At 54.8% G+C, this 25747-nt stretch carries 26 protein-coding genes and 1 riboswitch; of the genes, 1 reads left to right on the top strand and 25 read right to left on the bottom strand.

What is annotated here, in order from left to right; all coding sequences use genetic code 11:
* Positions 1 to 63: 63 nt before the first annotated feature.
* From metK to CJ260_RS01175, 6 genes are all read right to left on the bottom strand, one after another.
* Positions 64 to 1254, bottom strand: coding sequence for a methionine adenosyltransferase (gene metK, locus CJ260_RS01200; RefSeq protein ID WP_095628854.1), 1191 nt, complete (start codon positions 1252 to 1254; stop codon positions 64 to 66).
* Positions 1255 to 1309: 55 nt separating this feature from the next.
* Positions 1310 to 1412, bottom strand: a riboswitch (SAM riboswitch).
* A 77-nt stretch (positions 1413 to 1489) separates the two neighbouring features.
* Positions 1490 to 2704, bottom strand: coding sequence for a bifunctional phosphopantothenoylcysteine decarboxylase/phosphopantothenate--cysteine ligase CoaBC (gene coaBC / locus CJ260_RS01195; protein ID WP_095628853.1), 1215 nt, complete (start codon positions 2702 to 2704; stop codon positions 1490 to 1492).
* Positions 2705 to 2724: 20 nt separating this feature from the next.
* On the bottom strand, positions 2725 to 2934 hold the full coding sequence (rpoZ, locus tag CJ260_RS01190; RefSeq protein ID WP_087477398.1) for a DNA-directed RNA polymerase subunit omega: 210 nt from the start codon (positions 2932 to 2934) through the stop codon (positions 2725 to 2727).
* 34 nt (positions 2935 to 2968) lie between these two features.
* The gene (gene gmk, locus CJ260_RS01185; protein WP_087477397.1) at positions 2969 to 3583 is read right to left on the bottom strand and encodes a guanylate kinase; all 615 of its coding nucleotides are present in this window, start codon (positions 3581 to 3583) and stop codon (positions 2969 to 2971) included.
* Between the two features lie 17 nt (positions 3584 to 3600).
* Complete coding sequence (remA, locus tag CJ260_RS01180) at positions 3601 to 3879, bottom strand: extracellular matrix/biofilm regulator RemA (protein ID WP_095628852.1); 279 nt, start codon at positions 3877 to 3879, stop codon at positions 3601 to 3603.
* 10 nt (positions 3880 to 3889) lie between these two features.
* Entirely contained in the window at positions 3890 to 4765 is an 876-nt protein-coding gene (locus tag CJ260_RS01175) for a YicC/YloC family endoribonuclease (RefSeq protein WP_198947368.1), read from the bottom strand.
* A gap of 213 nt (positions 4766 to 4978) precedes the next feature.
* On the opposite strand from CJ260_RS01175, the gene CJ260_RS01170 reads away from it, so the two are divergent.
* On the top strand, positions 4979 to 6694 hold the full coding sequence (locus tag CJ260_RS01170; RefSeq protein WP_095628850.1) for an NFACT family protein: 1716 nt from the start codon (positions 4979 to 4981) through the stop codon (positions 6692 to 6694).
* Positions 6695 to 6846: 152 nt separating this feature from the next.
* Here the strand turns inward: CJ260_RS01170 and CJ260_RS01165 are convergent, their stop codons facing one another.
* From CJ260_RS01165 to mfd, 19 genes are all read right to left on the bottom strand, one after another.
* Positions 6847 to 7476: a class II aldolase/adducin family protein gene (locus CJ260_RS01165; protein WP_087477393.1), complete on the bottom strand. Its 630-nt coding sequence runs from the start codon at positions 7474 to 7476 to the stop codon at positions 6847 to 6849.
* A gap of 61 nt (positions 7477 to 7537) precedes the next feature.
* On the bottom strand, positions 7538 to 9142 hold the full coding sequence (locus CJ260_RS01160) for a DUF4153 domain-containing protein (protein ID WP_095628849.1): 1605 nt from the start codon (positions 9140 to 9142) through the stop codon (positions 7538 to 7540).
* Between the two features lie 129 nt (positions 9143 to 9271).
* Entirely contained in the window at positions 9272 to 10048 is a 777-nt protein-coding gene (gene speD / locus CJ260_RS01155) for an adenosylmethionine decarboxylase (RefSeq protein WP_095628848.1), read from the bottom strand.
* 37 nt (positions 10049 to 10085) lie between these two features.
* On the bottom strand, positions 10086 to 10577 hold the full coding sequence (locus CJ260_RS01150; RefSeq protein WP_095628847.1) for a metallophosphoesterase: 492 nt from the start codon (positions 10575 to 10577) through the stop codon (positions 10086 to 10088).
* Complete coding sequence (locus CJ260_RS01145; protein ID WP_087477389.1) at positions 10574 to 11164, bottom strand: XTP/dITP diphosphatase; 591 nt, start codon at positions 11162 to 11164, stop codon at positions 10574 to 10576. The genes CJ260_RS01150 and CJ260_RS01145 overlap by 4 nt, the downstream gene beginning before the upstream one ends.
* Positions 11165 to 11181: 17 nt before the next feature.
* Entirely contained in the window at positions 11182 to 11856 is a 675-nt protein-coding gene (locus CJ260_RS01140; protein ID WP_095628846.1) for a coenzyme F420-0:L-glutamate ligase, read from the bottom strand.
* A gap of 13 nt (positions 11857 to 11869) precedes the next feature.
* Positions 11870 to 12412, bottom strand: coding sequence for a hypothetical protein (locus tag CJ260_RS01135; protein ID WP_087477387.1), 543 nt, complete (start codon positions 12410 to 12412; stop codon positions 11870 to 11872).
* Between the two features lie 59 nt (positions 12413 to 12471).
* Positions 12472 to 13275 carry a glutamate racemase gene (murI, locus tag CJ260_RS01130; RefSeq protein WP_095628845.1) on the bottom strand — a complete coding sequence of 268 codons (804 nt, stop codon included), beginning with the start codon at positions 13273 to 13275 and terminating at the stop codon, positions 12472 to 12474.
* A gap of 14 nt (positions 13276 to 13289) precedes the next feature.
* Positions 13290 to 13715 (bottom strand): thioesterase family protein, encoded by a 426-nt coding sequence (locus CJ260_RS01125; protein ID WP_087477385.1) that lies wholly within the window; start codon positions 13713 to 13715, stop codon positions 13290 to 13292.
* Between the two features lie 133 nt (positions 13716 to 13848).
* A complete protein-coding gene (locus CJ260_RS01120) occupies positions 13849 to 14187 on the bottom strand; it encodes a YkvA family protein (RefSeq protein WP_087477384.1) in 339 nt (112 codons plus the stop codon).
* 15 nt (positions 14188 to 14202) lie between these two features.
* Positions 14203 to 15123 carry a hypothetical protein gene (locus CJ260_RS01115; protein WP_095628844.1) on the bottom strand — a complete coding sequence of 307 codons (921 nt, stop codon included), beginning with the start codon at positions 15121 to 15123 and terminating at the stop codon, positions 14203 to 14205.
* Between the two features lie 53 nt (positions 15124 to 15176).
* The gene (locus tag CJ260_RS01110; RefSeq protein WP_369831663.1) at positions 15177 to 15929 is read right to left on the bottom strand and encodes an SDR family NAD(P)-dependent oxidoreductase; all 753 of its coding nucleotides are present in this window, start codon (positions 15927 to 15929) and stop codon (positions 15177 to 15179) included.
* Between the two features lie 16 nt (positions 15930 to 15945).
* Positions 15946 to 16731, bottom strand: coding sequence for a TSUP family transporter (locus CJ260_RS01105; RefSeq protein WP_087477382.1), 786 nt, complete (start codon positions 16729 to 16731; stop codon positions 15946 to 15948).
* Between the two features lie 12 nt (positions 16732 to 16743).
* Positions 16744 to 18120, bottom strand: coding sequence for a divergent polysaccharide deacetylase family protein (locus tag CJ260_RS01100; RefSeq protein WP_095628843.1), 1377 nt, complete (start codon positions 18118 to 18120; stop codon positions 16744 to 16746).
* A gap of 69 nt (positions 18121 to 18189) precedes the next feature.
* Positions 18190 to 19350 carry a glycosyltransferase gene (locus CJ260_RS01095; RefSeq protein ID WP_095628842.1) on the bottom strand — a complete coding sequence of 387 codons (1161 nt, stop codon included), beginning with the start codon at positions 19348 to 19350 and terminating at the stop codon, positions 18190 to 18192.
* A gap of 110 nt (positions 19351 to 19460) precedes the next feature.
* Positions 19461 to 19739 (bottom strand): HU family DNA-binding protein, encoded by a 279-nt coding sequence (locus CJ260_RS01090; protein WP_087477379.1) that lies wholly within the window; start codon positions 19737 to 19739, stop codon positions 19461 to 19463.
* A 44-nt stretch (positions 19740 to 19783) separates the two neighbouring features.
* On the bottom strand, positions 19784 to 20791 hold the full coding sequence (mazG, locus tag CJ260_RS01085; protein ID WP_095628841.1) for a nucleoside triphosphate pyrophosphohydrolase: 1008 nt from the start codon (positions 20789 to 20791) through the stop codon (positions 19784 to 19786).
* A gap of 30 nt (positions 20792 to 20821) precedes the next feature.
* Positions 20822 to 22405, bottom strand: a complete 1584-nt coding sequence (locus tag CJ260_RS01080; protein ID WP_095628840.1) for a polysaccharide biosynthesis protein — start codon at positions 22403 to 22405, stop codon at positions 20822 to 20824.
* Positions 22398 to 25688 carry a transcription-repair coupling factor gene (mfd, locus tag CJ260_RS01075; RefSeq protein ID WP_095628839.1) on the bottom strand — a complete coding sequence of 1097 codons (3291 nt, stop codon included), beginning with the start codon at positions 25686 to 25688 and terminating at the stop codon, positions 22398 to 22400. The genes CJ260_RS01080 and mfd overlap by 8 nt, the downstream gene beginning before the upstream one ends.
* Between the last annotated feature and the right edge of the window lie 59 nt (positions 25689 to 25747).

Genomic DNA, 25747 nt, shown 5'->3' with positions numbered 1-25747 from the left:
TTGTATCATATTTAATTCAGCCATGCCACCTGGAAGGCATGATTCCTCTGAGATGGTCCAGTCTTATAAGCCGGCTTCCTGACGGAGAACGTCGGCTTTATCAAGCTGTTCCCAAGGCAGGTTCAGATCGTTGCGGCCGAAATGACCGTAAGCGGCCGTCTGTTTGTAAATCGGGCGCTGCAAGTCGAGCATTTCGATGATGCCGGCCGGACGGAGGTCGAAGTGTTTGCGGATCAATTCGACAATCTTTTCGTTTTCGACTTTGCCCGTGCCGAAGGTTTCTACGTGGATAGAAACGGGATGGGCTACGCCGATGGCATAGGCCAGCTGGATTTCGCATTTATCCGCCAAGCCTGCGGCTACGATGTTCTTCGCCACATAGCGGGCTGCATAAGCTGCCGAGCGGTCTACCTTTGTGGGGTCCTTGCCGGAGAAAGCGCCGCCGCCGTGACGAGCCATGCCGCCGTAGGTGTCGACGATGATCTTGCGGCCCGTAAGGCCGGAGTCACCCTGAGGACCGCCGATGACGAAGCGGCCTGTCGGGTTGATGAACAGCTTCGTCTGGTCGTCGAACAACCCTTCGGGAAGTTCCGGCTTGATGACGTATTCGAGCAAATCTTTTTCAATCTGTTCGCGCGTAACTTCCGGGCTGTGCTGAGCCGAAATGACGATGGTGTCGATGCGGACGGGCTTGCCGTCTTCGTATTCGACCGTTACCTGCGTCTTTCCGTCCGGACGGAGGTACGGCAGCGTGCCGTCCTTGCGGACCTTGGCCAGACGGCGGGACAGGCGGTGAGCCAGAGAAATCGGCAGCGGCATGTAGTCGTCCGTTTCGTTCGTCGCGTAGCCGAACATCATGCCCTGGTCGCCGGCGCCGATCGAGTCGAATTTATCCGTCGTGCCGGATTTCTTTTCCTGCGCTTCGTCAACGCCCATGGCGATGTCCGGGGACTGTTCGTCCAGGGAAACGAGGACGCCGCACGTATCGCAGTCAAAGCCGTATTTTGCGCGGGTATAACCGATATTGCGAACCGTTTCGCGTACGATGTGCGGAATATCTACGTAGCACGTCGTAGAGATTTCGCCTACGACGTGTACCATGCCTGTCGTTACGAGGGTTTCGCAGGCGACGCGGGCGTTTTTATCTTTTTCCAAAATTGCATCCAAAATGCCGTCAGAGATTTGGTCGGCCATTTTGTCGGGATGGCCTTCAGTTACGGATTCAGACGTAAAAAATTCACGATTCTTTGCCATTATATCCTCCTTATGCGTTCAAAAAAAATCCCCTCTGAAAAGAGGGGTATGTATCAGCCCATCTTTCAGTACGCTACACTGTTGGATTTAGCACCTTTCATTCACTGAAGGTTGCTGCTGCATCATCGGGCCAATCCCTCCACAGCTCTTGATGGTTAAATATTTTATTCACTTGACCTATTGTATACTAACAAGAGGAATTATGCAAGACCTATTCGAAAAATCATGGCCTCCATTACTGATTTTTTTTGGCTAAAATCGCCGCGGCCCGTTCTACGATGACCGTTGCCAGGTCTTCCTTGTCCATTTTCTCCAGTTTTTCCATCGATCCGTCGGGGAACAGGAAGGTGGCGATATTCGTCGTGCCCTGGAAGCCGGCCCCTTCGGCGCTGACGTCGTTGGCGACGAGCATGTCGAGGTTCTTCTTCTTTAACTTAGCCGTGCCGTACTCGATGAGGTTCGTCGTTTCGGCGGCAAAGCCGATGAGCACCTGATGGGCCTTGCGTTGCCCCAAGCCGTACAGGATGTCCGGGTTTTTAGCCATCGTCAAGGTCAGCGTTTCGTCGGATTTCTTGATCTTATTCGCCGCCGGATGAGCCGAACGGTAATCGGCGACGGCAGCCGACTTGATGACCAGATCGCAGTCGTCGTAATACGAATCGACGGCGGCCTTCATGTCGTTGGTGCTGCCTACGTCGACGCGGCGCGCTACGCCGGCCGGCGTCTTCAAATGGTCGTTGCTGCCGGCGACCAAGGTGACGTCTGCGCCGGCAAAGGCTGCAGCTTTAGCGATAGCAAAGCCCATGCGGCCGCTGGAATGGTTGCCGATAAAGCGGACCGGATCAATAGGCTCACGCGTGCCGCCGGCCGTAACGATGACCTTCTTCCCTTTCAGCAGGTCCGTCCGGCAGGCTGCAAATTCAATGTAGTCGACAATATCTTCCGGTTCTGGCAGGCGGCCGACGCCGGTAACGCCGCAGGCCAAATGACCTGTAGCAGGCTCGATGATTTCATAGCCGTACTCTCTGAGAGCGGCGATATTTTTCTGCACGATGGGATTCGTGTACATGTTGCTGTTCATAGCCGGGGCGATGACGACGGGAGCCGTCGTAGCCATGACCGTCGTCGTCAGCATATCGTCGGCAATGCCGCCGGCAATTTTTCCGATGATGTTGGCCGTAGCCGGAGCGATGACGAACACGTCGGCCCACTGGGCCAGGGCGATGTGCTCGACGTTAAATTCGGGAATATCGCCGAACATGGATACGGCGACGGGATTGCCGGAAATTTCCCGCATCGTCAGCGGCGTAATAAATTCCGTCGCGTGATCGGTCATAATGCACTTGACTTCGGCGCCGCGCTTGCGCAGCATGCTGGCAATTTCGGCGGCCTTAAACGCGGCAATGCCGCCGCTGATACCCAAGACGATTTTCTTGTTTTCTAATAACATGGCGATGATGTCCTCCGCAATTATTTAATGCCGCCCTGAGGCTTTTCATAGGTAATCTTGCCCTGGTCGATTTCTTCCATCGCGATGGAAACGACGCGCGTCGTTTCTACATCTACGAGCGGTTCGTCGCCGTCCGTCAATTCGCGGGCCCGTTTTGCCGCCAGCGTGACTAAAGTGTATTTGCTGTCTACTTTTTTCATTAACGATTCCAACGTCGGTTTGATCAACATAAGAACATCTCTCCTCTTTACTGCATACAAATTTCTATTGATACGCCTGCTTGGTCTCTTCGATACAGTTGGCGTTGCGCATAACTCTGCACTCCTCGGCTTTCAGCACGGCAGCGGCCTTCTGAATCGCTTCGCCCAGATCGTCGTTGACGATGACATAGTCGTATTTATCAATCCATTCCAGCTCGTTCCGGGCCTTCGCCAGCCGCGCGGCGATGACTTCATCCGAGTCGGTATGACGTCCCCGGAGCCGCTCTTCCAGAACGGCCTTACTCGGCGGCACGATGTAGATAAAGACGCCTTGGGGATACTTTTCCTTTACCTGCATAGCTCCCTGAATGTCGATTTCCAGCATGACGTGGTTGCCCTGGCGGAGCATCTGGTATACGTATTCCTTCGGCGTGCCGTAATAATGGTCGTATACCTTGGCGTGTTCCAGAAACGCGTCTTCCTTCAGCAGCTCTTCAAAACGGCCGTTGTCGGTAAAATAATAATTGACGCCGTCTTCTTCGCCCGGACGCGGCTGGCGCGTCGTCATGGAAATAGAATAGTGGATATTGGGAAAATGCTCCCGCAGTGCGTCGCATATCGTCCCCTTGCCGGCGCCGGACGGGCCGGAGACGACGATAAGCAGACCTGAATCGATCATGGTCGCTCCATCCTCTCTTATAAATCTTCTTCTGGTTCTTCCTTATCTTCCCCGTCGACCTGCAAAATACGGTGGGAAATAGTTTCCGCCTGCAGGGCCGATAAGATGATCTGCCCGTTGTCCATGATGAGGACTGAGCGGGTCTTGCGGCCGAAGGTCGCGTCGATGAGCGTATTGCGCTCCCGCGCTTCCTGCACCATGCGCTTGATCGGCGCCGATTCGGGGCTGATAATGGCCACGACTTTGCAGCCCATTACCATGTTGCCGAACCCTATATTCAATAAGTTGAAATTCATAGCCTCACCATCATTCGATATTCTGCACCTGTTCGCGAATTTTTTCGATTTCGTTTTTCAACTGCAGGACATATTCCGTCACGTCGGTGTCGTTGGCCTTCGAGCCAATCGTATTGACTTCCCTGTTCATTTCCTGAATGAGGAAATCGAGCTTGCGGCCTACGTCGCCGTCCTGCTCCAGAAAGCCCTTTAATTGTACCACATGGCTGCGGAAGCGCACAACTTCTTCCGTAAAATCCACCTTGTCGGCGTATGTGGCTACTTCCTGCAGCAGCCGGTCCTGGTCGGGGACCTGACGGGCCGCGTCGAACAAGGCCAGTATTTTCTTTTCCAGCCGTTCCTTATAGCGGGCGACGACGTCTTCTTTCTTCGCTTCTATGGCATCGATCATAGCCGCCATCCTATCGGTCCGCGCCAGCAAGTCGCGGCGGATATTGGCCCCTTCCTTATCACGCATGGCCACCATGCCGTCCAAAGCGCCCTGCAGAGCCTGGGCGAAGACGGGCCATACCTCTTCGGCGTCGACTGCCGGCGGTTCCTGGACGAACCAATCTTTAGTCAAGCCCATGATCAGCGGCAGCGTCGTCTTTTCTCCGCCGAACAGCGACTGGTTTACGTCGTCCAGCGCCGCCTTGCAGGCTGCCAGGGCCGCGTAGTCGATGCGGATCTGCGGTGCTGCCGGCGTCAGTTCTCCGACGGTGACGTATACGTCGACCTTGCCGCGGTGCAGCGTCTCCTTTATGCTCTTCCGCAATTTATCTTCCAGCGCCAGATAAGCGTGGGGCATGCGGATGTTTAACTCTAAAAATCGTTGGTTGACGGCACGCATTTCAATGGTCACGCTGACGTGCTCATCGCTGTACGTGCCTCGGCCGAAGCCGGTCATGCTGCGCACTATGATGACCTCCTCTACAGCATCGTTCTATCTAATGTATTAGTATAACGTAAATCCGGCCGCAGGTCTATATACTTTTGCGCAAAAGGCCGACTTTTCCCCTCAAAAATCCGCGTCCAGCCGCAGGCCTATCTACTCACGGCCCCGTATTTATGGTATGATGTCAGAATAGAGTAATTTTGTGAAAGAATAGGAGTTGTCATTATGAATCTCGATGGCATTACGCTTCATTGCATTACCAATGAATTAAAAGATATATTAAAGGGCGGTCAGATTTCCAAAATATACCAGCTGGACAACCGTTCTCTTTACTTCCGCGTGTTCAACGACACGGGCGTCCACCACCTCATCATGACCTTGGACGATTCGCCGCGGCTGTACGTCGCGCGGCAGATGCCGCCGACGCCGGACGTGCCGACGGGCTTGTGCATGTTTCTGCGCAAATATTACGAAAACGGCCGCATCGCCTCGATCAGCCAGCTCCACATGGACCGGCTCATTGAAATCGCCGTCGACGTCCTCGACACGTCGGGCCAGCTGGCGACGCGGAAGATCCACGTCGAGCTCATGGGCAAGTACAGCAACGTCATCTTCACCGAAGACGGCGTCATCATCGAAGCCCTCATCAAGACCCGCAAGGACAAGCAGGCCCTGCGCGCCATCTTCCCCAAAGAACCGTATGACTTTCCGCCGAATTTCATGCGCATGAATCCCTTCGATTTCTCCGCTGAAGAACTAGCCGCCATGATGGAAACGGGTACGGACGAACCGTTGGGAAAATGGATGCTCAAACGGTTCAACGGCATGAGCACCGTCGTCCTCGACGAATTGGCCGTCCGAAGCGGCCTCGATAAAAACGCCCTCGTCCAGGACCTGTCGCCGGCCGACAAATTCTCCTGGTGCCGCTGTATCGAACGCCTAGGCCAAGAGCTTGACGGCGTATCGGGAGCCTTCGTCTATATGGTCAAGGGAAAGGAAATCATCTTCCCACTGGAACTGCAAAGCCTGTCCGCCTATCCGCGCCACCGCTTCTCGTCCATCGAAGAATACCTCGACGACTATCAGGCCGCCAGCAAGGGCAGCCTCAACGGCGAGCAGGAAGACATGCAGAAGCGCGTCGCCAAGCTCATCGAAAAGCAAAAGAAAAAGATCAAGCGCATTTCGTCCGAATTGAAAGAGACGGATAAGATGGATACCTATAAGCTTTACGGCGACTTGCTCATGATTTACGCCTACGAAAAGCACGACCACGAAAAGAGCGTCACCGTCGCCAATCTCCTGTCGGAGCAGCAGGAACCGATTACCATTCCCCTCGAACCGGCCTATTCCATGACGGACAACGCCAATCGCTATTACAAGCGTTACACGAAGATGCGCAACCGCAAGCAGAAATCGGCCGAGCTCATCGCAGAAAACGAGCAGCATCTCCAGTACCTCTACTCGCTGGAATACGCCCTGGACAACATCGGCAGCAAGGCGGAAATTGTCGATATCAAGGCCGAAATGCGGCAAATGGGGCTTATTTCCTCTACATCCAAAGATAAGATGAAGCGGGAATTTTCCCAGCAAATCCTGACAGCCGACGCCGGCGGCATCCCCATCTGGGTAGGCCGCAACAACAGGCAGAACGATTTCCTGACCCAGAAGAAAGCCCATCCCTACGACCTGTGGTTCCACATCAAAAATCAGCCCGGCTCTCACGTCATATTAGCCTGCCACAATGTGACGCCGACAGACGAGCAAATCGAAATGGCCGCCCAGATGGCCGCCTATTACAGTAAGGCCCGCGGCACGTCGAAGGCCGAAGTAGACTGCGCCCTCGTGCGCAACGTCAAGAAGCCGGCCCACGCCGCACCGGGCTTCGTCGTATTTGAAAACCAGACGACCTACGTCGTAGAGCCGAAGGATTGGAGCAAGTAACTGAAACACCTCCCCTGCTGTGAATCCGCTGATGAAAGAGGCATTTTATTAAAAAATCTAAAAAATAACTGGGCACATAAAAACAGCAAAAAGCTGTTCAGCCGATGATAGGTTGAACAGCTTTTTGTATTGTATAAGTTAATCTGAATTGACTAGCGCAGGAAAAACGATGCCAGCTCCTGGCTACGGCTGATATCCTGCAAAGCCCGGGAATTGACGGCGAAGGCCAGCGACGCCCGGTAGACTTTGGCAACGGCCTCCAGCGTTTCCATGCGGTACAGGGCTTCCTTCAGGTCTTTACCCAGAGCTGTCGCGCCGTGGCGTTCCATGAGAAATACGTTGACCTTCTTGGCGTATTCGGCGCAGGCCTTGGCCAATTCGGCGCTGCCCGGCGCAGCGTACGGCACGGTCGGCACGGATTTCCCCAAGACGATAGCGCCTTCGGTTACAATGGTGCTGGGAAAGGCCAGCCCGGCGACGGTTACGGCGGTAGCGACGATGGGATGAGCATGGATAATGGCGTTGACATCGGGACGAGCCTTATAGATTTCTAAATGAAGAGGCGTTTCCGACGACGGCTTGCCTTCTCCTTTTATCACCTTGCCGTTTATATCCATGACCAGAAGCTGAGACGGCTTCAATTCGCCCTTCGGAAGGCCCGACGGCGTGATGACGATTGTTCCATTGGGATTGCGGAAGCTGATATTGCCGTCGCAGGCGGCAACGAGGCCGGCTTCCTTCATTTTTTCACCGATTTTACACAATTTTTTCTTCGTATCCATATATAACACTCCTTCATGTCCATCTATGTATACTATACCATGACTACGGCCTGAGGCAACTTTATTTTTCCAACAAGATAGCCGATATGGAAATGCTCTGAACGACATCGTCGGCCAAATCGACATTCATCGTGCGTATAAAGAGATAATGGCCATCGTCGGGAAGGAGATACAAATTCGCCACATTTCGGTTGGCCATCTGACCGGCGCCTTCGTACTGCCGGCACAGCTGTTCGGCATAGGGCAGCAGGGAAATCGCTACGTCTCCCCTCTGCGTTTGAACCGTGATCATGCCGTCTTTACCGGCCGTCCTTTCCACGACGTACATCGTCGCGTATCCGGATACCGGCGCGGCTGTACTGTCATTGATGAAATACCGCGACTGGTAATGGGGGCCGGCATAGCGGAGAGACTCCATGACTGGAGACTGCAGAACGGCTTCGACAGCTGGGTCCCGCTGGCCCGTATAGCTCTTCACGTAGCGGTACGTGCTGTATAGTTCTTCTTTGTCTTCGTGAGATAAATCCGCGGCATCTGAGACCACGCCGTTTTGAAGCATTCCCTTTTCTTCCATCATCGCCAATAGCCGCTTTTCCTGACTGCGGTACGGCGTGTCCAGCACATTTAGGGGCGTTACGGAAATGATGAGCGTCATACCCGCGGCCAACAGAAACAACCAGGTTCCGGACAGACGGCGCAGGGCCGCCGGAATCACGGCAATACCAAAGGCTGTGCAGGCCATGGACAAATAGCGCAGCTCTGTCAATCCATAGGCTTCATGACGAATATACACGCCCCAAAGCTGTACGGCTACGACAGGAAGGAGAAGCAAACCGCCCCATCGGCGGTAACGCAGCAGCCAGGCATGCTTGTCATAACCGCTGCAGGTCAAATAACAAAAGGCGTATACCAGCAGCGCAATGGAAGCAAACCAGTTCATTTTCCCTACAGGCATTTCTCCCTTAAAGAAAATCATGGCGATGTATATGTACAGAATCGCCAGTAATACGCCGTAGACCGGCACGACGACGTAGGCCATGACATTTCCGAAGGGCTTGGACGGCAATGCCGGACATCCCACTTTGGGAACAGACGACAAGAATACGTTCCACCCGACGACCAAAAACGACGCATAGAAAATCAATGCGTACAAGTTGGAAAAAGATAAGGACAGCTGAAGCAGCGTCTGCAGAGCCATGGCGCAAATAGACAGGGATATGTCAGCGACGACGGCGACGCCGACGGCCTGCAGGGCGCCGCAGAATACGCGGTTGAAGGCGCTTTCACCGGCATAATACGTCAGCCAGGCCAGAATACCAGCTGTCAAGGCCAGAAATATACCGGAGCCATATAAGATGATATAGGTCATGTCCTGTACGGCCATCCACGTACCGTACGAGCCAGCCCATACGACAAGGGACGCGCCTTGCCACAGCCAGGCCTTCATCCCTGTGATCCGACGCGCTTCCAATACCAGCTGCCACCAAACAGAAAACATAGCAGCAATACACAGAGATATGGCTCCATAGACAGGCCATTTCTCGTCTGACGGCCAGCAAGTCTGATAAGCCAAATCGGCAAACAATAAGATGGAAATGAGGAACGGCACCGTAAAACGGCGGATACTGTCGACGCTTCGCCGACGGAGTTGCAGCACTATATTCACAGGAAAGCCTCTCCTTTCTGTTTATATGATGTTACAGGTATTATACCATGAGTATCAAGATTATAAAAGAAAAACTGCCTGCCGTCTTAATTTAAGACAACAGGCAGTTTTGTTTGCAGAGATAAAAAATTAACGCATCGTCGGCATGTTATGGCCGTTGAATATTTCCAGCATTTCCTGATACACGAGCTTGCGGATTTGATTGCGCTGCCGTTCTGTCAGCTGGTCAGCCGTCATGTTGAACAGGTAGTTGTTCAAATCAAAATCCTTCAGCATCATTTTCGTATGAAAGATATTTTCCTGATACACGTTGACGTCTATCATATTATAGCGGCTGCGCGTACTCTGGGAAATGTAATTTTGGATGGAATTAATGCGGTGATCGATGAACAGCTTCTTGCCGCTCAAGTCGCGGGTAAAGCCGCGGACATGGTAGTCGAGGGTTACGATGTCGGAATCGAAATTGTCGATCAGGTAATTCAGCGCGTTGAGAGGAGAAATACGACCGCACGTCGATACGTCGATATCAGCGCGGAAGGTCATAATCCCCTTCTGGGGATGGCTTTCCGGATACGTATGAACTGTCAGATGGCTCTTATCCAGATGACAAACTACGTCGGCGTCGGCCGGTTCGACAGGCTCTTCCGAAATGAGGATGGTCACGCTGGCCCCCTGGGGATCGTAATCCTGGCTGGCAATATTCAAAATATTTGCGCCGATAATAGACGAGACATTTTTTAAAATATTCGTCAGCCGTTCTGCGTTATATTGTTCATCAATATATTCGATATACTGGCGGCGCGACTCTTCGCTGAGGGCATAACAAATGTCGTATATGTTGAAGCTCAGCGTTTTGGTCAGATTATTGAAGCCATACAATTTTAATTTATTCGTTTTCGTTGCCATTTCATCATACCTTTTCAATAAAATTTCCAAATAAAAGTTACTTTGTCAGTTCATAAAACTGTATATCCGTCAGCACGCCGTCGGCTATGGCGCACACGGCATACGTGCCCACCCTGCCGTCGCGGGGCAGGGAAACGCTGCCGGGATTGACGATGGTCATATCGTCGTCGCGCTGGCAAAAGCGGCGGTGCGTATGTCCAAACAGGACGAGCTGAGCCTCGTGTTCTCTTCCGAGCTGCCGAAGCTTAGCCAGCCGCGCTTCGCCGTACCACTGGTGCCCGTGAACGGCGATGATATTCACGCCGCCGATGGTCACCTTGCGGCACGCCGGCGCGTCGCTCATAAAATCGTTGTTGCCCCTGACGGAATATACGGGCACGCCAGTATATATGGCTAAATCATCGCCGTCGTCGCTGTAATCGCCGCAGTGTATCCACGCCGCTACATCCGGCGCCTGCGATACCATGCGTTCCAGCGGACGAAAGCGGCCGTGGCTGTCGCTGACGACGCCTACGAGGACGGGCTTCATGACAGGGCCTCGACGAGCAGCTCCAGGGCTTTGCCCCGATGGCTGATTTCATTTTTCTCTTCCATCGTCATTTCGGCCATAGTCTTGCCCTTTTCCGGCACGTAAAACAACGGATCATAGCCGAAGCCGTTCGTACCGGCATAAAAATCGCGCAGCACGCCGCTGCAGCGGCCTTCCCTGACGATTTCCCGTCCGTCGGGAAACAGCAGGGCCAGCACGCAGGCATAATGAACCGTCCGCTTTTCCGGCGGGAAGGCCGACAATTCGTCGATCAGCTTTTGGTTGTTCTTTTCATCGTCACATTCCGGGCCGGCATAGCGGGCCGAATAGACGCCAGGCCGTCCGCCTAAGGCGTCGGCGATGATGCCGGAATCGTCGGCCAGGCAGGGAAGCCCTGTAGCCTTCATGTAATATGCCGCTTTCAGACGGGCGTTTTCTTCAAAGGTCGTTCCTGTTTCTTCCGGCTCCGGCAACTGAGGACACAAGTCGCGGACAGCTGTCGCCGTATACCCCAAGGGCTCCAATACGCTTTTAAATTCCCGTATTTTTCCGGCGTTATGAGTTGCCAGGACGATTGTCTGTTTCATAGTTCCGTCGTCACTCCTTAGTTTGCCGCCGCAGCTTCGGGCTTCTGATGAACGAACTTCGCATAATTCTTGATGACGACGATAGGGGTTTTCTGCGAAGCGTTTCCAAAGGGATTGTCGATAAGAATGCGGGCAATTTCGCTGGGATTGAGGCCCTTTGAATGGCCGAGGACGGCAGAGCGCTTCAAGTCGTTGACGTCGGCGACACAGGCACCGTAGCAGCCCAGGCGCTGCTTAATCTTTTCTGCTACCTTATCCGGTTCAGCCGGTCCGTAGACGATGCATTTGTCAAAAGGCGGCATCGTGCCCGTGACGTCGTCCGTCAGGGAAGCCTGGCGGCACAGCTGGTACCAAACGCCGTTTTTACCGATTAATTTGGCCAGGAAACCGATGATGAAGCAGAAGAGCATCTTCCATTCCCCTTCCAGCTCCATGGCGGCCTGCATGCCGTACAGGCTGGCCATGCTGCCCTCGCCGGGAACGAAGCGGCGCATGAGGCGGGCCTGCCACGACGGCGTCAGCTCTTCCGGGCGCGTATAGCGGCGCTGCGTAATCGCTACGACGCTTTCGGCCGTGCATACGATATCGTCGGGACCGACAATATCCTTTGCATATTCTTCAATGGCATCGACAATGTCATCTTTATCCGTAAGGATTCTCGTCTTAATCGGTACAAGTTCTAATTCTGCCATTTCCATATACCTCCTAATGCAGTTCCAATGCGTGCTGTACTTCCGAAGCCTTCAGGGTAATGCGGGCTTTGTGGATGTACCATTCGCTTCTCGACACGACCTGGTATACCAAATCGATGGGCATGTCGGGGAAAGTCTTCAAATCTTCGCGGATATTGCCGCTCTTGCTGACGAGGGCGATGGTGACGCGAAGGCTGCTTCCTTTTCCAGGATAGTAAATGACAGATTCCCAGTAGTTGTCGTCCCGTTCGGCTTCTTTATTAGCCAGCTGCGAATGGACGACGCATTTGTCGTATTGTTCTCTCGGCAGCAGCGTACGGGGATAAAAATCCATGATCGTGCCTAACTGACGACCGGCATTATGAAAGGGAACTTCCGTTTCAAAGACAGCCGTATCAGCCGTCATCTGCTTCAGCTCAAAGGGCTTGCGGCGGCGCGCCTCGATGACGAAGCGGGCGTCGCCCTGCCTCCAGGCAAACAAGCGGAACAGAAGATACAGTACGGCGACGATGCCGATAACGGCAATGACGATATTGATCAATACATACAATAACACGGCGCAAGACTCCTTTTTGATGCCTTATCTATCCGATAAGGCCGTAATTTTCTCCGCCCTCAGGCAAAGGATATTTCTTCAACTGTAAATTCGTTGGCCGGAATGAGATGTTCGGCCAGCTTGCCGCCGCGCCGGGCCTCGGCGGTAAAGCAAAGGCGCAGATATCCCGGCAGGCGGTCGTGATTGAGAAGGCCGCCCTTCTTTAATACTTCCAGCGTCTGCAAGGCCATTTCGTGAGCCGGGTCTACAAAGGCAATCGTATCGCCGCACAGCTCTTCGAATAAAGGCTGCACAAAGGGAAAATGCGTGCAGCCAAAAATGGCCGTATCAGCTCCGGACGCAATGACCGGGGCCGTATATCGACGAAGGGGCTCCATGATCTCCTCGCCGGACAGGACGCCCCGCTCGACGAGATTGGCCAAGGCCGGGCAGGCTTGTTCTACAATTTCGATGTCCGGATCGATGGCCGCAGCCATTTTTTTATGGCTGTGATTGGCAATCGTCAAATCCGTCGCGAAGACGGCGATTTTTTTCTTGGCGCTGATTTCCCGGGCCGTACGAATGCCGCGGCTCATGCCGATGAGGGGATACGGCACTTCTTTCCGCACCGTCTCGTAGGCCACGGCCGTTACGGTATTGCAGCCGATAGCGACGAGCTTGACCTCTTTTTCGCTCATAAAACGCAGTATATCTCTCGTATATGAAAATATTTCTTCCGGCGTGCGCGAACCGTAGGGATTGCGCTTCGTATCGCCGACATAAATGATATTTTCATGAGGCAGCAGCATGCGCAGCTTATTTACGACAGTCAAACCGCCGACGCCGGAATCGAATACGCCGATAGGCTGTCTATTCCGCTCCACTTGTCATTCCTCCATTATTGGGCAGAAGCTTCCTCCCGCTCATACCATGCTTTCAATTTATTGTAGTGCCTGTCGTCCAAGCGGGCCACTGTCCCCGTATCCTTATGAGTAAACACGTTCTGCGACGTGCCGACGGCCAGCAGGACGCCGTCTTCCTTGCGCACAATGCGGTATGAATACGTCATCTGGGCCCGCGACAGACGGGTCAGACGCGTTTCAATCACGATGGTATCGGCGTAGTTAATGGGGCTGACGTACTCGCAGGAGACGCTCTTTATGGGAAATAATATGCCTTCGTCCATCAGCTCGAACAAGTCTATGCCGGCCTGCCTTAAATACTCGCAGCGGCCGCATTCAAACCAGCGGATGTGGTTGGAGTGGTGGGCAATTCCCATCATATCGGTTTCATAAAACCGCACTTTTTCAGTAACAGTAACCATGCCAATTCATCCTCCTATATAGCACACTCACATCATTTTACGATGAGTGCGTATGTTTGTCAAAGGAATTTCGCCAATTCATGAGAAATAGACAATCCCAACACGGATATCCGTATCGGAATTGTCTATATCGTCACACGTTGGCAAAGGGAAACATGCGGCGTACCTTTTCCAGGTGCTCCGGCTTGACGTACGTTCCGGCCAAGCGCAGGGCCGCCGCTACGACGGCGGCGTCGTCGAGCCAGCCGATGCCGATAAAGGCGTCGGACACTAAATCCAGAGGCAGTATGACGTACCCCAGGGCCCCCATCAGGGCCAGCTTGACGAACTTCGGCGTATCCTTATCCTGCATGCAGTAAAAAATTGTCATCAGCTTGGGCAGGAAATGAAGGCGCCGTCCCGTTCCCCGTATAAAGCGAATAAATTTTCCCGGCGTATAAAAACGGGCGAAAAAGCTCAGCAGTTTCCACATACGCATCGTCCCTTTTTAATCCAGCGGAATCTTGGCGTCTTCTACGGCGGCCTTGACCTGTTCTTCTACCGTAGTCTTTTTCTCTGTTTCCGTTGTTTCGGCTGCCGCAGCCTGTTCTGCCGCGTCGTCGGCAGCTTCGGCCGCCGTTTCTGCAGCGACGGCCTTCGCCGCGTCTTCCGCCGCTTTTTCTTCGATAATTTCTTCTACTAAATCGTCCTTATGGCAGACATTGTGGTATAATTCCTGACCTTTTTCCTTGACGTCCTGGAATTTTTCCGCAGCCGTACCGCCCCACCGCTTGATGAAATCGACGGTTTCGTCGCCGAGGGGAACGTTTTTCAAGGGATTTTCACGCAGGCGGTCGACCTGTTCGCGTGCTTTGTCCTTCCATTCGCCCATCATTTCGACGTACGGCGTCATGTCGCTGGGCATGCCGTCCTTCATCCAGCGCTGCGTCACGCGGCCCAGGCTGTACGTAATGCCTACGGCTACGGGAACCTGAATGACGCTGAACGGGATGAGCGTCGTGAGCAGGGTGCCGATCATGCGGCTGCCGACGGCGCCGAGGAAGGCGATGAGAGCCCGTTCGGTCAGCTTGACGTTGTAAATGCGGGCGATGCGGCTGACGAGATATACTTCGTTCGCCATGAGAGCTACCGTTCCCAGCAGCGGCGCGACGACAATCGCGCCGGCACGGGCTGCCGCCCAGCGGCACAGCGTCTCAACCTTGACGTCTACGTCGTCCGTAGACTGCTCGATGGTCTGGAGGACCTGCAGGGCCATTTCGCTTTCGCCGCCGGGAATTTCCTGGTCGGCCGCAGCGACGGGCTCAGCTTCCTGAGCCGGAGCCTGGCTAGACTTCAAATCGGCCAATTCCTGTTTCAGCTTGGCAATTTCTTCCTGCAGCTGTTCTACTGTTTTCATTTCTTCTGACATATATACCACCTCATTTGCGCAAATTTGATGAGTTAATTTATTTTCCCATGTTTTTACCAGCTTGTCAAACCGCCGTCGACGGGAAGTGCCGCAGCTGTGATAAACGACGCATCGTCGCTGAGCAAAAAGGCGATAGCCTTCCCCACTTCCTGCGGCTTCGCCAGCCGGTATAAGGGGTACTGTTCTTTCATGGATTCTATCGTCCGGGACGGGTCGCCTTGCAGCTGCTTTTCCAAGAGCGGCGTTTCTACGTCGCCGGGACAAACGCAGTTAACCCGCACCTGATGGGGCGCCGCCTCCAGTGCCAGGGATTTCGAAAAAGCCACGACGGCCCCCTTCGTCGCGCCGTAAACCGAGCAGGCCACGTTTCCCTGCAGGCCGGCGTCGCTGCTTACGGTGACGATGCTGCCGCAGGTCTTTTTGAGATACGGCAGAGCATATCTGCACAAAGAAATCGTGCCGTACACGTTGACGGCAAACATCTGCCGCACCTGTTCATCGTCAGTATATTCCAGCAGGCATTCTTCATAATATCCTGCCGACGTAACGAGGCCGTCCAGCCGTCCAAACTGACGAACCGTTTCGCCGATCATGCGGCGGCAGTCCTCGTCATTGCCTACGTCGCCGCTCATATATACGGCACGGCTGCCGGCGTTCAAATAGTCCAGAGCCGCCTTGCCCCGCTCAGCGCTGCGGCCGCTGACCGCGACGGTCCAGCCTCTTTTCAGTAAAATTTCCGCTGCCGCCAGGCCGATGCCCGACGTGCCGCCGCTGATGAAGACCGTTTTCTGAGCAGATTCCATCATCGCATTTCCTCCTTCGCTATAGTAATCCGGCGTAATCCAAGGCCAGCTTAACAATTAACACGGTCGTCACGACGAGCATAATCGCCCGGACAAAGGCCGTACCGCGCCGTATCGCCAGACGGGAGCCGAAATATGCGCCGGCAAACAGGCAAACGGCCATCGCCGCGCCGTAAATATACAATATTTTTCCCCAGTATACGAGGAGGACGAAGCTGGTCAGATTGCTCATCAGGTTCAGCACCTTGGCGTTGCCGGCGGCGATGATGAAATCAAAGCCCAGGGAAACAAAGGCCACGATGAGAAAGGTTCCCGTGCCGGGACCGATGAAACCGTCGTAAAATCCGATAGCGCCGGCTGCGGCCATGGCTAAGGCCAGGTTCTTCTTCGTCTCGCCCTGATACGTATTGACCGCTCCCATAGAGCTTCCCCGGCTGAAAACAAAGAGAATCGTCGCCACCAGGGCCGCGATGATAATCGGCTGGAGCCATTGGGCCGACAGGTGAAGCATACAGGCGCAGCCCAGCACGGCTCCAACGAAGGTACAGGGCAGGGCTATCTTCATCAGGTGGACGTCTACCTTGCCGGCCCGCCAGAACTGCCAGGCGCTCATGACGGCGCCGAAGGTAGCGGAAAATTTATTCGTACCGATAGCCAGATGGGGCGGCATGCCCGTCGCCAGCAGCACCGGCAGGGAAATAAGGCCTCCGCCTCCGGCAATGGCGTCGACGAAGCCTGCCAAAAATCCGCCGCCCATGACGAATATCAGAATGTATATAGAAATCGTACTATCCCCTATATCCATAGTCTTCCCCCGCTACGACATCAAGTCCGTTACAAATACGATGTCGACGCCCTTGGCATGGAGCTCATCGACCATTTCGCTGAGAGCCTGCGCCGTATTCGGCCGGCAGTGGCCGATGACGACGGCGCTGCCGTTTCGTATCGCCATGTCTCCGCCCTGACGCAGCCGTTCTTTAATAGAAGCCACATCGGAATCATTGTCGATGAACAGGTTATTGCGGCCTGTCATGACGCCCATAGCCGAGGCAGTCTGCTCGCCTACGGAGGCGCTGTTCGTGCGGCTGTCGAGGAAGGCCAGCCCGCGCTGCCTCATAACGGACATGACGCTTTTCATGATGCGTTCGTCTGCCGTGGCCATTGATCCCTGGTGGTTGTTCATGCCGACGGCATAGGGCACCTGATCGAGGATTTCATTAGCCGTAGCCTGAATCTTGCTGTCGCTCATGTCGCCGCCGATAAATATTTCTTCCGACGACGTCGTGTTCAGAGGCTGCATGGGCATGTGCACAAATATCTTGCGTCCCGCGCTGTAGCCGCTGGCGGCGGCTTCGGCTGTATGAGCCTTATACGGCATGACGGCATATGTCAGCGGGACGGGAATGGAATTCATACGCGACAACGTATCGAGGTCGACGCCGCAGTCGTCAATAACGATGGCCAGACGGCCCTGTACTTGAGCCGGATGACTTTGCTTCGGCTCAGTCTGCTCTGGCTTCGATTCCGTTACAGCTTTCTTCGTTTCTGCCTGTTGCTTCTTTTCATCGTCAGGCGAAGACGATTCTGTGAATATGTCCTTTATATTCTTGACTAAGCCGCCCTTTTCCTGCACCGGCAAAACGTACAGCTTGTCCGTCACCAGGTACAGCGGATCGCCGTCGAGGGTATCGAAGTAAGCGATATCGTATTCCACCGCGTCCTTCCCGTCGAGCTTCGTCTGGGTCACCCGGTATATAGACGCTTTGCCGCCGCTCTTTTGCAGGAATTTTTCCAATTTTTCCCGGGAGAAGGGCTCAGACGGCGTCACGGCGGTGCTGCGCGTCGTCCAGTAAATCGCGCCGCCCGTCGCCTGCCGGTCTTCGCTCCGCTCTTCGCGCTTCAGCTCCTGTATGTCGGCCCCTTGTTCCTTAAGCCAAGCGGCGACAGCGTCGCTTAATTCCTGAGAAGTATCTGTATATACGGCGTCTTTTCCGTCGTCGCGAACCGTTTCAATCTGCTCCATCTGCCGATCCGACGACGGCTCCCTGCCCGTGTCCCTGTCGCCGGCGAGCCAATACGCACCGATGCATAAGGCAATAAGGCACAGCAGGACGATCCACGGCCGCGATGACGAGCCCTTGGGGCGGCGCGGCTGTCTGGTCTGGCGGGGCCGCCGTGTAGTAGTCTGTTTCACTTGCCATTCCTCCTATAAAAAGAGCCGGATGCTGCCTCCATAGCGAAGACTATGGGCCATCCGGCTTAGTTATATTGATTCGTGAGAATATTCGCTGCCGCAGACCGACAGGGATTCCTCATCGTCCGGAAATACAATCTGACGAATATGAGTCGCAATAATACGCGCTCCATCGCGGTGGCACGACACGCTGGCCTCTGACATAGCCTGCAGTTTTTCCGGGTGCCGCAGCAAATCTGCCGTAATGACGGCCAGATTTTCCTGACCCTTCGCCCAGCGGGCGCAGCCCTTCTCCTGCATGTACATGGCGTTCGCCTCTTCCTGTCCGGGAATAGGGCTGTACAGCACCATCGGCACCTGAACCGTCGCCGCTTCCGTACAGGTCAGCGCTCCCGGCTTCGTGACCAGAAGGGCCGCCTTCGCCATGAGTTCGGCAATACGGTTCGTATAGCCCAGCACCTTGACGGGATGGCGCAGTTCGCGGCGAAGCTGATAAATTTCATCGTATAAATCGGCGTTATATCCCGTAACGACAGTAAAGCTGTCGACGTCGTCCAGCTTGTCAAGGCGTACCAGAGACTGGCGGATAGACCCCATGCCCAATCCGCCGCCCATGATGAGGACGTTTTTATTGAGCTGATGGTCTTCATCCCAGCGCCACGTGCCCTGCTTAAAGGCGCTGCGGACGGGAATTCCCGACACGGTAATCTTCCGGCCGTCGATGCCCTGCTCGGTCAGCAGCTTTTTCAGGGGAGACGCGGCAACAAAATACGCGTCGATCTGCGGGTATACCCACAGCTGATGAATGGCAAAATCCGTAATGATGCCGACGAGGGGAATCGTTAAGCGGTGCTGACGCTTGAGCAGAGCCGCCGCGCCGGCCGGAAACGGATGGGTGAAGACGAGGACGTCCGGCTTCTTGTCGGCTAAAACGCGCAGCATGCGGCGCTTCAGCCCCCAAGAAATGAGCGTCTTAACTGCCATGCCCTTCTTATAGCCCTGAGAAGAGTAGTACATCAAATCGTATAATAAAGGGAATAAGTCCAGGATTTTGATATACGTCTCCTTGACGATATTATCGATAGACAAGACGTCGTTAGAAAGAAAATCGACGTGCTCTACCTCCCAGTCGGCAGGAATCGTTTTCACATATTCTTCTATTGCGCGCGCTGCCTGCGTATGTCCTGTGCCGATCGACGCCGACATGATCAGGACCTTTTTCTTCGTCATACAAATCCCTTCTTTTGGGTAGAAGATACGATTACCTTACTATCTCTATGTTACGACAAAAATCAAGTAAAGAAAAGGGCCGTGTACTATGCGGCCCTCGTTTTACGACATTATTTATTGTTGACCAAGTCTTTTAACTGTTTGCCAGCTTTAAATGCCGGTGTCTTGGAAGCTTCGATCTGAATTGGTTCGTTGTTGCGCGGATTGCGGCCTTCACGGGCTTTGCGCTGGCGAACTTCAAAAGTGCCGAAACCGATAATCTGTACTTTATCGCCTTCGATCAAGCTTTCGCTGATGGCTTCAAATACAGCCTTTACCGCTTTTTCAGCATCTTTTTTCGTCAGATCAGATTTCTGTGCGACACTCGCAATTAATTCTGTTTTGTTCATTACAAGTCCTCCTTTATTTGGTTACATCTATCTTCACAGCCAACCTATTCCCCGTCGCCGCAGCCGCGCCGTTCCAAGTCCTTGGCTTCCTTCCAAAAGGAATCCAGTTCGTCTAAGGAAAACTCGTTCCACGAACGGCCCGATTCCTTAACGCGCTGCTCGACGTGAGAAAACCGGCGGCGAAACTTGCTGTTCGCTCGATGTAACGCGCATTCCGGCTCGATATGAAAATGCCGGCATACATTTGCAAAGACAAATAGCACGTCGCCCGCTTCTTCTTCCGCGTGGTCTCCGTCCTGCTCCTGCAGGGCTTCCTGAAACTCCTGCCATTCTTCGTCCAGCTTAGCCAGCACGTCTTCGTCCTTATCCCAGTCGAAGCCGACCTTGGCCGCTTTTTCCTGAAGCTTATAGGCCTGCAGCAGAGACGGAAGTCCTTTGACGACGCCGTCCAGCATCTGGTCATGATGCTGGCGCTTTTCGCCCTGCTTTAATCTATCCCAGTTTAACACACTCTCACCCTTGTTTTCAAGGCTTTTTTCGCTAAAAACGTGGGGATGGCGGCGAATCATCTTTTCCGTAATATCGCGGACGATATCCTGGGCAGAGAAAAGCCCTTCTTCTTCGCCAATGCGGGAGTGAATGACGACCTGATACAGCACGTCGCCCAGTTCTTCCCGCATTCCCGCGTCGTCGCCCTGGTCGATGGCGTCGAGCATTTCGTATACTTCTTCCAGCAGGAACCGGCGCAGCGTCCGATGGGTCTGGGCAATATCCCACGGGCAGCCATTCGGGCCGCGCAGCCTGGCCATGACGTCTACGATAGGCATCATATCGAAGGGCATGTGCCCCTGCGCCGCTTCCTCCTTCAGCGCGTCATCGATCATCTGGCGGACTTTTTCGGCCATAGCCGGTCCGCCCGGCACGGTATGCACGACATCTCTCACATACGACGTCTTGACTAAATAGTCCACGACAGGCCGGTACGTTTCTTCAAACGAACGCTCCCAGCCAGCCGCATCCTTCCCTAACGGAATGATTTCAATAGTTCCCATGACGTATCCCCCTTTCAGGCTTTTTCCAAGTTATTTTTCCAGCCTGCCGAGCAGCGATGACACCTTCGCGCCTACGACAGGCACGCGGCGCAGATCGTCGGCGGCGACGGCACGGAATAAGAACAGACAGAGGAGGTATACGGCCCCGGCCGAGCTGATCGCGGCGAGCGTTGCCCCCGTATTGCCCAAAAACAGCAATAATCCGTGATATGCAAACCAGGCCGTCCCGGCCATAGCCGCAGCCGACAGGAACAAGCGGGCCACATATCCCCACTGCACGTGGTACGCAATGAGCCGATGGGCAAAATACAAATTTAAAATCGTCGCCACGGCTAAGTCAATATTCGTAGCCCAGGCCGCACCGACTTCCCCCAGCCAGGGAATCGCCGTCAAATGCCAGCTGAATACGATTTTAAATACGGCGGCAACGGCCATGTTGAGCAAAGGAATGGCCGTATGCCCCATGCCTTGGAGCAGGCCGCTCGTAATCTGCTGCACGCCGATAAAAAAGACGGATATGGACAGCACGCAGATAGCCGGGCCGGCTTCAGGCGTCGCGTAGAGCATCTGCGAAATCGGCACGGCCAATACGGCCAGGCCGCAGCAGCTCGGCACCGTGATGATGTTGGCGATGCGCATAGCCGTATGGGCCCGCTTCAAGACCAGATCAGTCTGTCCCTTGGAATAGGCTGCCGAAACGGCCGGCACCAGGCTCGTCGCCAGGGAAATCGTCAATATCGTCGGCAGCTGGACAAGGCCGTTGGCCATGCCGGTGAGATAGCCAAACAGCGTCGTCGCCTCGTGTATCGTATATCCGGCCGCCTCCAGCCGCTGCGGCACGATAAACAGGTCGATGCTCGCTACGGCCGGCAGCAGCATGTTCGCCGCTGCGACGGGGACGGCCAGGACGGCAAGCCGCCGGATAACCGAAACGGCCCGGCAGGGCGCAAACTGCCCCTCGTCAGCCGGCAAGGGCGCGCGGCTGTGACGGTAATACAAGAAGGCTATGACAGCCAATCCGGCCGCCGCCCCCGGCACGGCGCCGAAGGTAGCGCCAGCCGCCGCGATTTCCAATCCGTACGGAAACAGCAGCCAGGCCAGGACAAGCATCGTGCACACGCGGACAAACTGATCGACCATCTGCGACACTGCCGTCGGCGTCATGAGCTGCAGCCCCTGGAAGTAGCCGCGGAAACAGCACGTTACGATGGAAATTGTCAGGGCCGGCGCGAGCACCAGCAGGGGCAGGTACGCCCGGTCATCGCGGACCAGTCCGTAGGCAATCAGGGCCTTCGCCCCAAAAGCCATGACGACGCCGCAGCCTAAGGCTGCCAAGGTCATGACGGCCAGGGTAATATGGAAAATACGCTTGGCGCCGCTGTAGTTCCCTTTAGCCGTCTGTTCGGCTACCATGATGGAGACGGCAATCGGTATACCCGCGCCGGCAATGCTGAGAAATAAGATATACAAGGGATAGGCCATCTGATATAAGCCGATGCCTTCGCCTTCCAACAGCCGGGACAACAGGATGCGGTTCGCGCCGCCGAGTATCTTTACGACGATACCGGCGACGGTCAGAACCATAGCGCCTTGCAAAAAAGAAGTTTTACTCAAGGGGATTCCCCTTTCTCAGCTTCGAAAACGTAGTCAGCAGCTCGGAGAGCAGCGTCAGTATATCCGGCGTATTAGCCAGGGACACGCGCAGCATCAGCGGATTACCCGGCACGGGCCGCACGCGGCGGCGCAGGGATATATCCAGCTGGTTCGCTTTGGGAAGCAGGTTGGGATACTGCCATTTTAGTTCCAGCACATCTCTCTTCTGCGAAATCAACACGATGTGCTGATCCTGGGCCTGCAAGCGCAGCTTCGTCGCCTGCAGCAGCGTCTGCACGGGCTTCGTCGGCTTGCCGTACCGGTCTTCCAGCTCTGCCGCCAGGGCGTTGAGTTCCTCTTCAGTCCGCAGCAGGGCCATGCGCTGGTACATTTCGATTTTCTGGCCGCCGTTGCTGATATACTCGTCGTCAATAAACGCGTCGACATGGATTTCCATGACCGTATCCTGCCGTTCCGGCTCGGCGGGCTTGCCGGACTGGGCCTTGGCAATAGCCTCTTCCAGCATATGGCAGTACATGGCGAACCCGACGCTGGCAATGTTGCCGTGCTGTTCCCGGCCCAGCAGGTTGCCGGCGCCGCGGATTTCCAAATCCCGCATGGCAATCTTAAAGCCTGATCCCAACTCTGTAAATTCTTTAATAGCCTGCAGCCGTTTTTCTGCCACTTCCGACAGCACCTTATCGCGGCGATACAGGAAATAGGCGTAAGCCATGCGATGGCTCCGGCCGACGCGGCCGCGCATCTGGTACAGCTGGGACAAGCCGAAATGGTCGGCATCGTACACGATAATCGTATTGGCGTTAGCCACGTCCAGCCCATTCTCTACCAGACTGGAGCACAGGAGCACGTCGTATCTTCCTTCGTAAAAATCAAACATGATCTGCTCCAGCAGCGTCCCTGCCATCTGGCCGTGGGCGATGCCGATGGTAATGTCCGGCAGCAGGGCCTGCAGCTCGTCTTTCATCGTTTCAATGGATTCGACGCGGTTGTAGACGAAAAATACTTGTCCGCCTCGCCGCTTTTCACGCATGACTGCGTCGCGGACGATACGGGCGTTGTACTCCGTCACATAGGTCTGCACCGGCAGGCGGTCCGTCGGCGGCGTCTCGATAATGCACATTTCCCGCAGGTTAACCAGGGACATGTGCAGCGTCCGGGGAATCGGCGTCGCGCTCAAGGTCAGCACGTCGATATTGGCGGCCCAGGCCTTCCATTTTTCCTTCTGGGCCACGCCGAAACGCTGCTCTTCGTCGACGACGAGCAGGCCTAAGTCTTTAAATTTTACCTTTTTGTTCAGCAGGCTGTGCGTGCCGATGAGGACGTCGACGTCGCCGCGGAGCGTACGGGCCAAGATGTCCTTCTTTTCTTTATACGAGCGGAAACGGTTCAGCACATCGCAGGCTACGCCGAAGGGGCCGAACCGTTCGCTGAAGGTCTGAAAGTGCTGTTGGGCTAATACGGTCGTCGGCACGAGGACGGCGACTTGCTTGCCCCCCATTACGGCCTTGAAAATGGCCCGCATGGCAACCTCGGTCTTGCCGAAGCCTACGTCGCCGCAGACGAGGCAATCCATGGGAAAGGGCTTTTCCATGCTCTTCTTGATCGTCTGGACAGCCCGCAGCTGGTCGTCCGTTTCTTCATAGGGAAAGGCGTCTTCAAACTCCTTCTGATAGGACGTGTCGGCCGGAAAAGCATATCCCGGAACGATTTCCCGCTTAGCGTACAGAGCGACGAGCTTTTCCGCCAAATCAGTAATCGATTTCTGGGCCTTTTTCCGCACCTTCTGCCATTCGTTGCCGCCCATTCGGTGCAGCTTCGGAGTCGTCCCTTCATTTCCGATATAGCGCTGCAGCAGTTTCAGCTGATCTGTCGGCACGTACAGGATATCCTGGCCGGCATAATGGATTTCCAAATAGTCTTTATGCACGCCGTCCAGCTCGATGGTCTTAATGCCTTCGTACCGGCCGATGCCGTGGGACTCGTGGACGACGTAGTCGCCGGGCTTCAGGTCCGTAAATACGTTGATTTCCTGTCCCTTGGCCGCATGATGGCGGAGGCGGCGCTTCTGCATACCATATACGTCCCGTTCGGCCAAAACGACGAGCTTGGCGTAGGGAAGCTCGAAGCCGCTGCGGATTTCGCCGTCTGCTGTGTACACGGCCCCTTTCTGCAAGGGTTTGTCTGCGGCATACAACTGCGGCTCCACGTCCTGCTGACGGAGCCAAGCTGTCAAAGACGCCGTCCGCTCGCGGCTGCCCAATACGAAGAGAACCGTATTGCCGTTTTTCTGCCAGTGGCTCAGCTCATCCTTCAGCAGGGTAAACTGCTTTTGAAAGCTTGCCATCATCTTAGCGGCGAAGCTCGACGAAGAATCGGCCGGCATATCCGGCACGGACTGGGCCATGAGGGACAGCATGATTTGACTAGCAACCCGTTCTGCTGTCACGGCCTTCTGCCAAGGACAGAGGCGGCCTTTATAATCGTCGGACTCCTTCAAAAGCTTTTTCAGGCTTTCCCGTATCCGGTTGGGCTCGTCCCAGATAATGATGCCGTCGCCGATGTAATCGAGGACCGTACAAGCCCGTTCGTCCTGCTCTTCTTCCAGGGAAATCGGCAGCAGGCGGACCTGCCGTACCGCTTCCTTCGATTTTTGGCTGTTGACGTCGAAAAAGCGCAGGCTGTCTATGTCGTCGCCGAAAAACTCGACGCGCAGCGGATCCTGCTGATTGACTGCATATATATCAATAATGTCGCCGCGAACGGAAAAATGGCCGCGCCGCTCAACGAGATCAACCCGTTCGTATCCGCCTTCTACGAGACGCTGCAGGAGCATGTCCCGTTCGTACTCCGCGCCGGTCTTTATATCGACTGCGCCGTCGTCAATGCGCTGCGGCGGCAGTACATACTGAAAAGCTTCCTCCGCCGTCGCCAATACGACGCCGGGCCGGCCTTCGCGCAGAAAACCGAGAACGCGCATCTGCTGCGCTGACCGCTCGATGCTCTTCGCCGTCGTCGTAAAGACGGCTTTGTCGACAAAAGGAAAATCCAAAACCGCCATGTCGGGCAGCCAGAACTGCAAATCGGTCTGCCAGGCCGCGGCCTGTTCTTTTCCCGGCACGACGAGCAGCGCCGGCCCCTTTATGTCTGCCAGCGCGTTTCCCGTAAAGGCGCTTTTTGCCGAGCCGCCCAGCCCGTAAATGCTGTGCCGTCCAGGCTGATGAAACTGCTCCGCTGCCTTTTTAATATTTTCATCGTCATTCATCCATTGAAATACTTGATTCATTGCTTGACCTCATAGAAAATGGGGCTTTAGACAGTACGCTAAAGCCCTATTTAGTAATG

The organism is Megasphaera sp. ASD88, from assembly GCF_002287425.1.
In the GTDB taxonomy this organism is placed as follows: Bacteria; Bacillota; Negativicutes; order Veillonellales; family Megasphaeraceae; genus Megasphaera; species Megasphaera stantonii.
Note: the sequence above shows the minus strand (reverse complement) of the source record. Positions and strands in the feature narration are given on the sequence as shown.

What these genes read in the sequence shown, in the direction of transcription:
- metK (WP_095628854.1), bottom strand. Translation starts at nt 1,254, where the DNA reads ATGGCAAAGAATCGTGAATTTTTTACGTCTGAATCCGTAACTGAAGGC.
- coaBC (WP_095628853.1), bottom strand. Translation starts at nt 2,704, where the DNA reads ATGTTATTAGAAAACAAGAAAATCGTCTTGGGTATCAGCGGCGGCATT.
- rpoZ (WP_087477398.1), bottom strand. Translation starts at nt 2,934, where the DNA reads ATGTTGATCAAACCGACGTTGGAATCGTTAATGAAAAAAGTAGACAGC.
- gmk (WP_087477397.1), bottom strand. Translation starts at nt 3,583, where the DNA reads ATGATCGATTCAGGTCTGCTTATCGTCGTCTCCGGCCCGTCCGGCGCC.
- remA (WP_095628852.1), bottom strand. Translation starts at nt 3,879, where the DNA reads ATGAATTTCAACTTATTGAATATAGGGTTCGGCAACATGGTAATGGGC.
- CJ260_RS01175 (WP_198947368.1), bottom strand. Translation starts at nt 4,765, where the DNA reads ATGACCGGCTTCGGCCGAGGCACGTACAGCGATGAGCACGTCAGCGTG.
- CJ260_RS01170 (WP_095628850.1), top strand. Translation starts at nt 4,979, where the DNA reads ATGAATCTCGATGGCATTACGCTTCATTGCATTACCAATGAATTAAAA.
- CJ260_RS01165 (WP_087477393.1), bottom strand. Translation starts at nt 7,476, where the DNA reads ATGGATACGAAGAAAAAATTGTGTAAAATCGGTGAAAAAATGAAGGAA.
- speD (WP_095628848.1), bottom strand. Translation starts at nt 10,048, where the DNA reads ATGGCAACGAAAACGAATAAATTAAAATTGTATGGCTTCAATAATCTG.
- CJ260_RS01150 (WP_095628847.1), bottom strand. Translation starts at nt 10,577, where the DNA reads ATGAAGCCCGTCCTCGTAGGCGTCGTCAGCGACAGCCACGGCCGCTTT.
- CJ260_RS01145 (WP_087477389.1), bottom strand. Translation starts at nt 11,164, where the DNA reads ATGAAACAGACAATCGTCCTGGCAACTCATAACGCCGGAAAAATACGG.
- CJ260_RS01140 (WP_095628846.1), bottom strand. Translation starts at nt 11,856, where the DNA reads ATGGCAGAATTAGAACTTGTACCGATTAAGACGAGAATCCTTACGGAT.
- CJ260_RS01125 (WP_087477385.1), bottom strand. Translation starts at nt 13,715, where the DNA reads ATGGTTACTGTTACTGAAAAAGTGCGGTTTTATGAAACCGATATGATG.
- CJ260_RS01120 (WP_087477384.1), bottom strand. Translation starts at nt 14,187, where the DNA reads ATGTGGAAACTGCTGAGCTTTTTCGCCCGTTTTTATACGCCGGGAAAA.
- CJ260_RS01115 (WP_095628844.1), bottom strand. Translation starts at nt 15,123, where the DNA reads ATGTCAGAAGAAATGAAAACAGTAGAACAGCTGCAGGAAGAAATTGCC.
- CJ260_RS01110 (WP_369831663.1), bottom strand. Translation starts at nt 15,929, where the DNA reads ATGATGGAATCTGCTCAGAAAACGGTCTTCATCAGCGGCGGCACGTCG.
- CJ260_RS01105 (WP_087477382.1), bottom strand. Translation starts at nt 16,731, where the DNA reads ATGGATATAGGGGATAGTACGATTTCTATATACATTCTGATATTCGTC.
- CJ260_RS01095 (WP_095628842.1), bottom strand. Translation starts at nt 19,350, where the DNA reads ATGACGAAGAAAAAGGTCCTGATCATGTCGGCGTCGATCGGCACAGGA.
- CJ260_RS01090 (WP_087477379.1), bottom strand. Translation starts at nt 19,739, where the DNA reads ATGAACAAAACAGAATTAATTGCGAGTGTCGCACAGAAATCTGATCTG.
- mazG (WP_095628841.1), bottom strand. Translation starts at nt 20,791, where the DNA reads ATGGGAACTATTGAAATCATTCCGTTAGGGAAGGATGCGGCTGGCTGG.
- mfd (WP_095628839.1), bottom strand. Translation starts at nt 25,688, where the DNA reads ATGAATCAAGTATTTCAATGGATGAATGACGATGAAAATATTAAAAAG.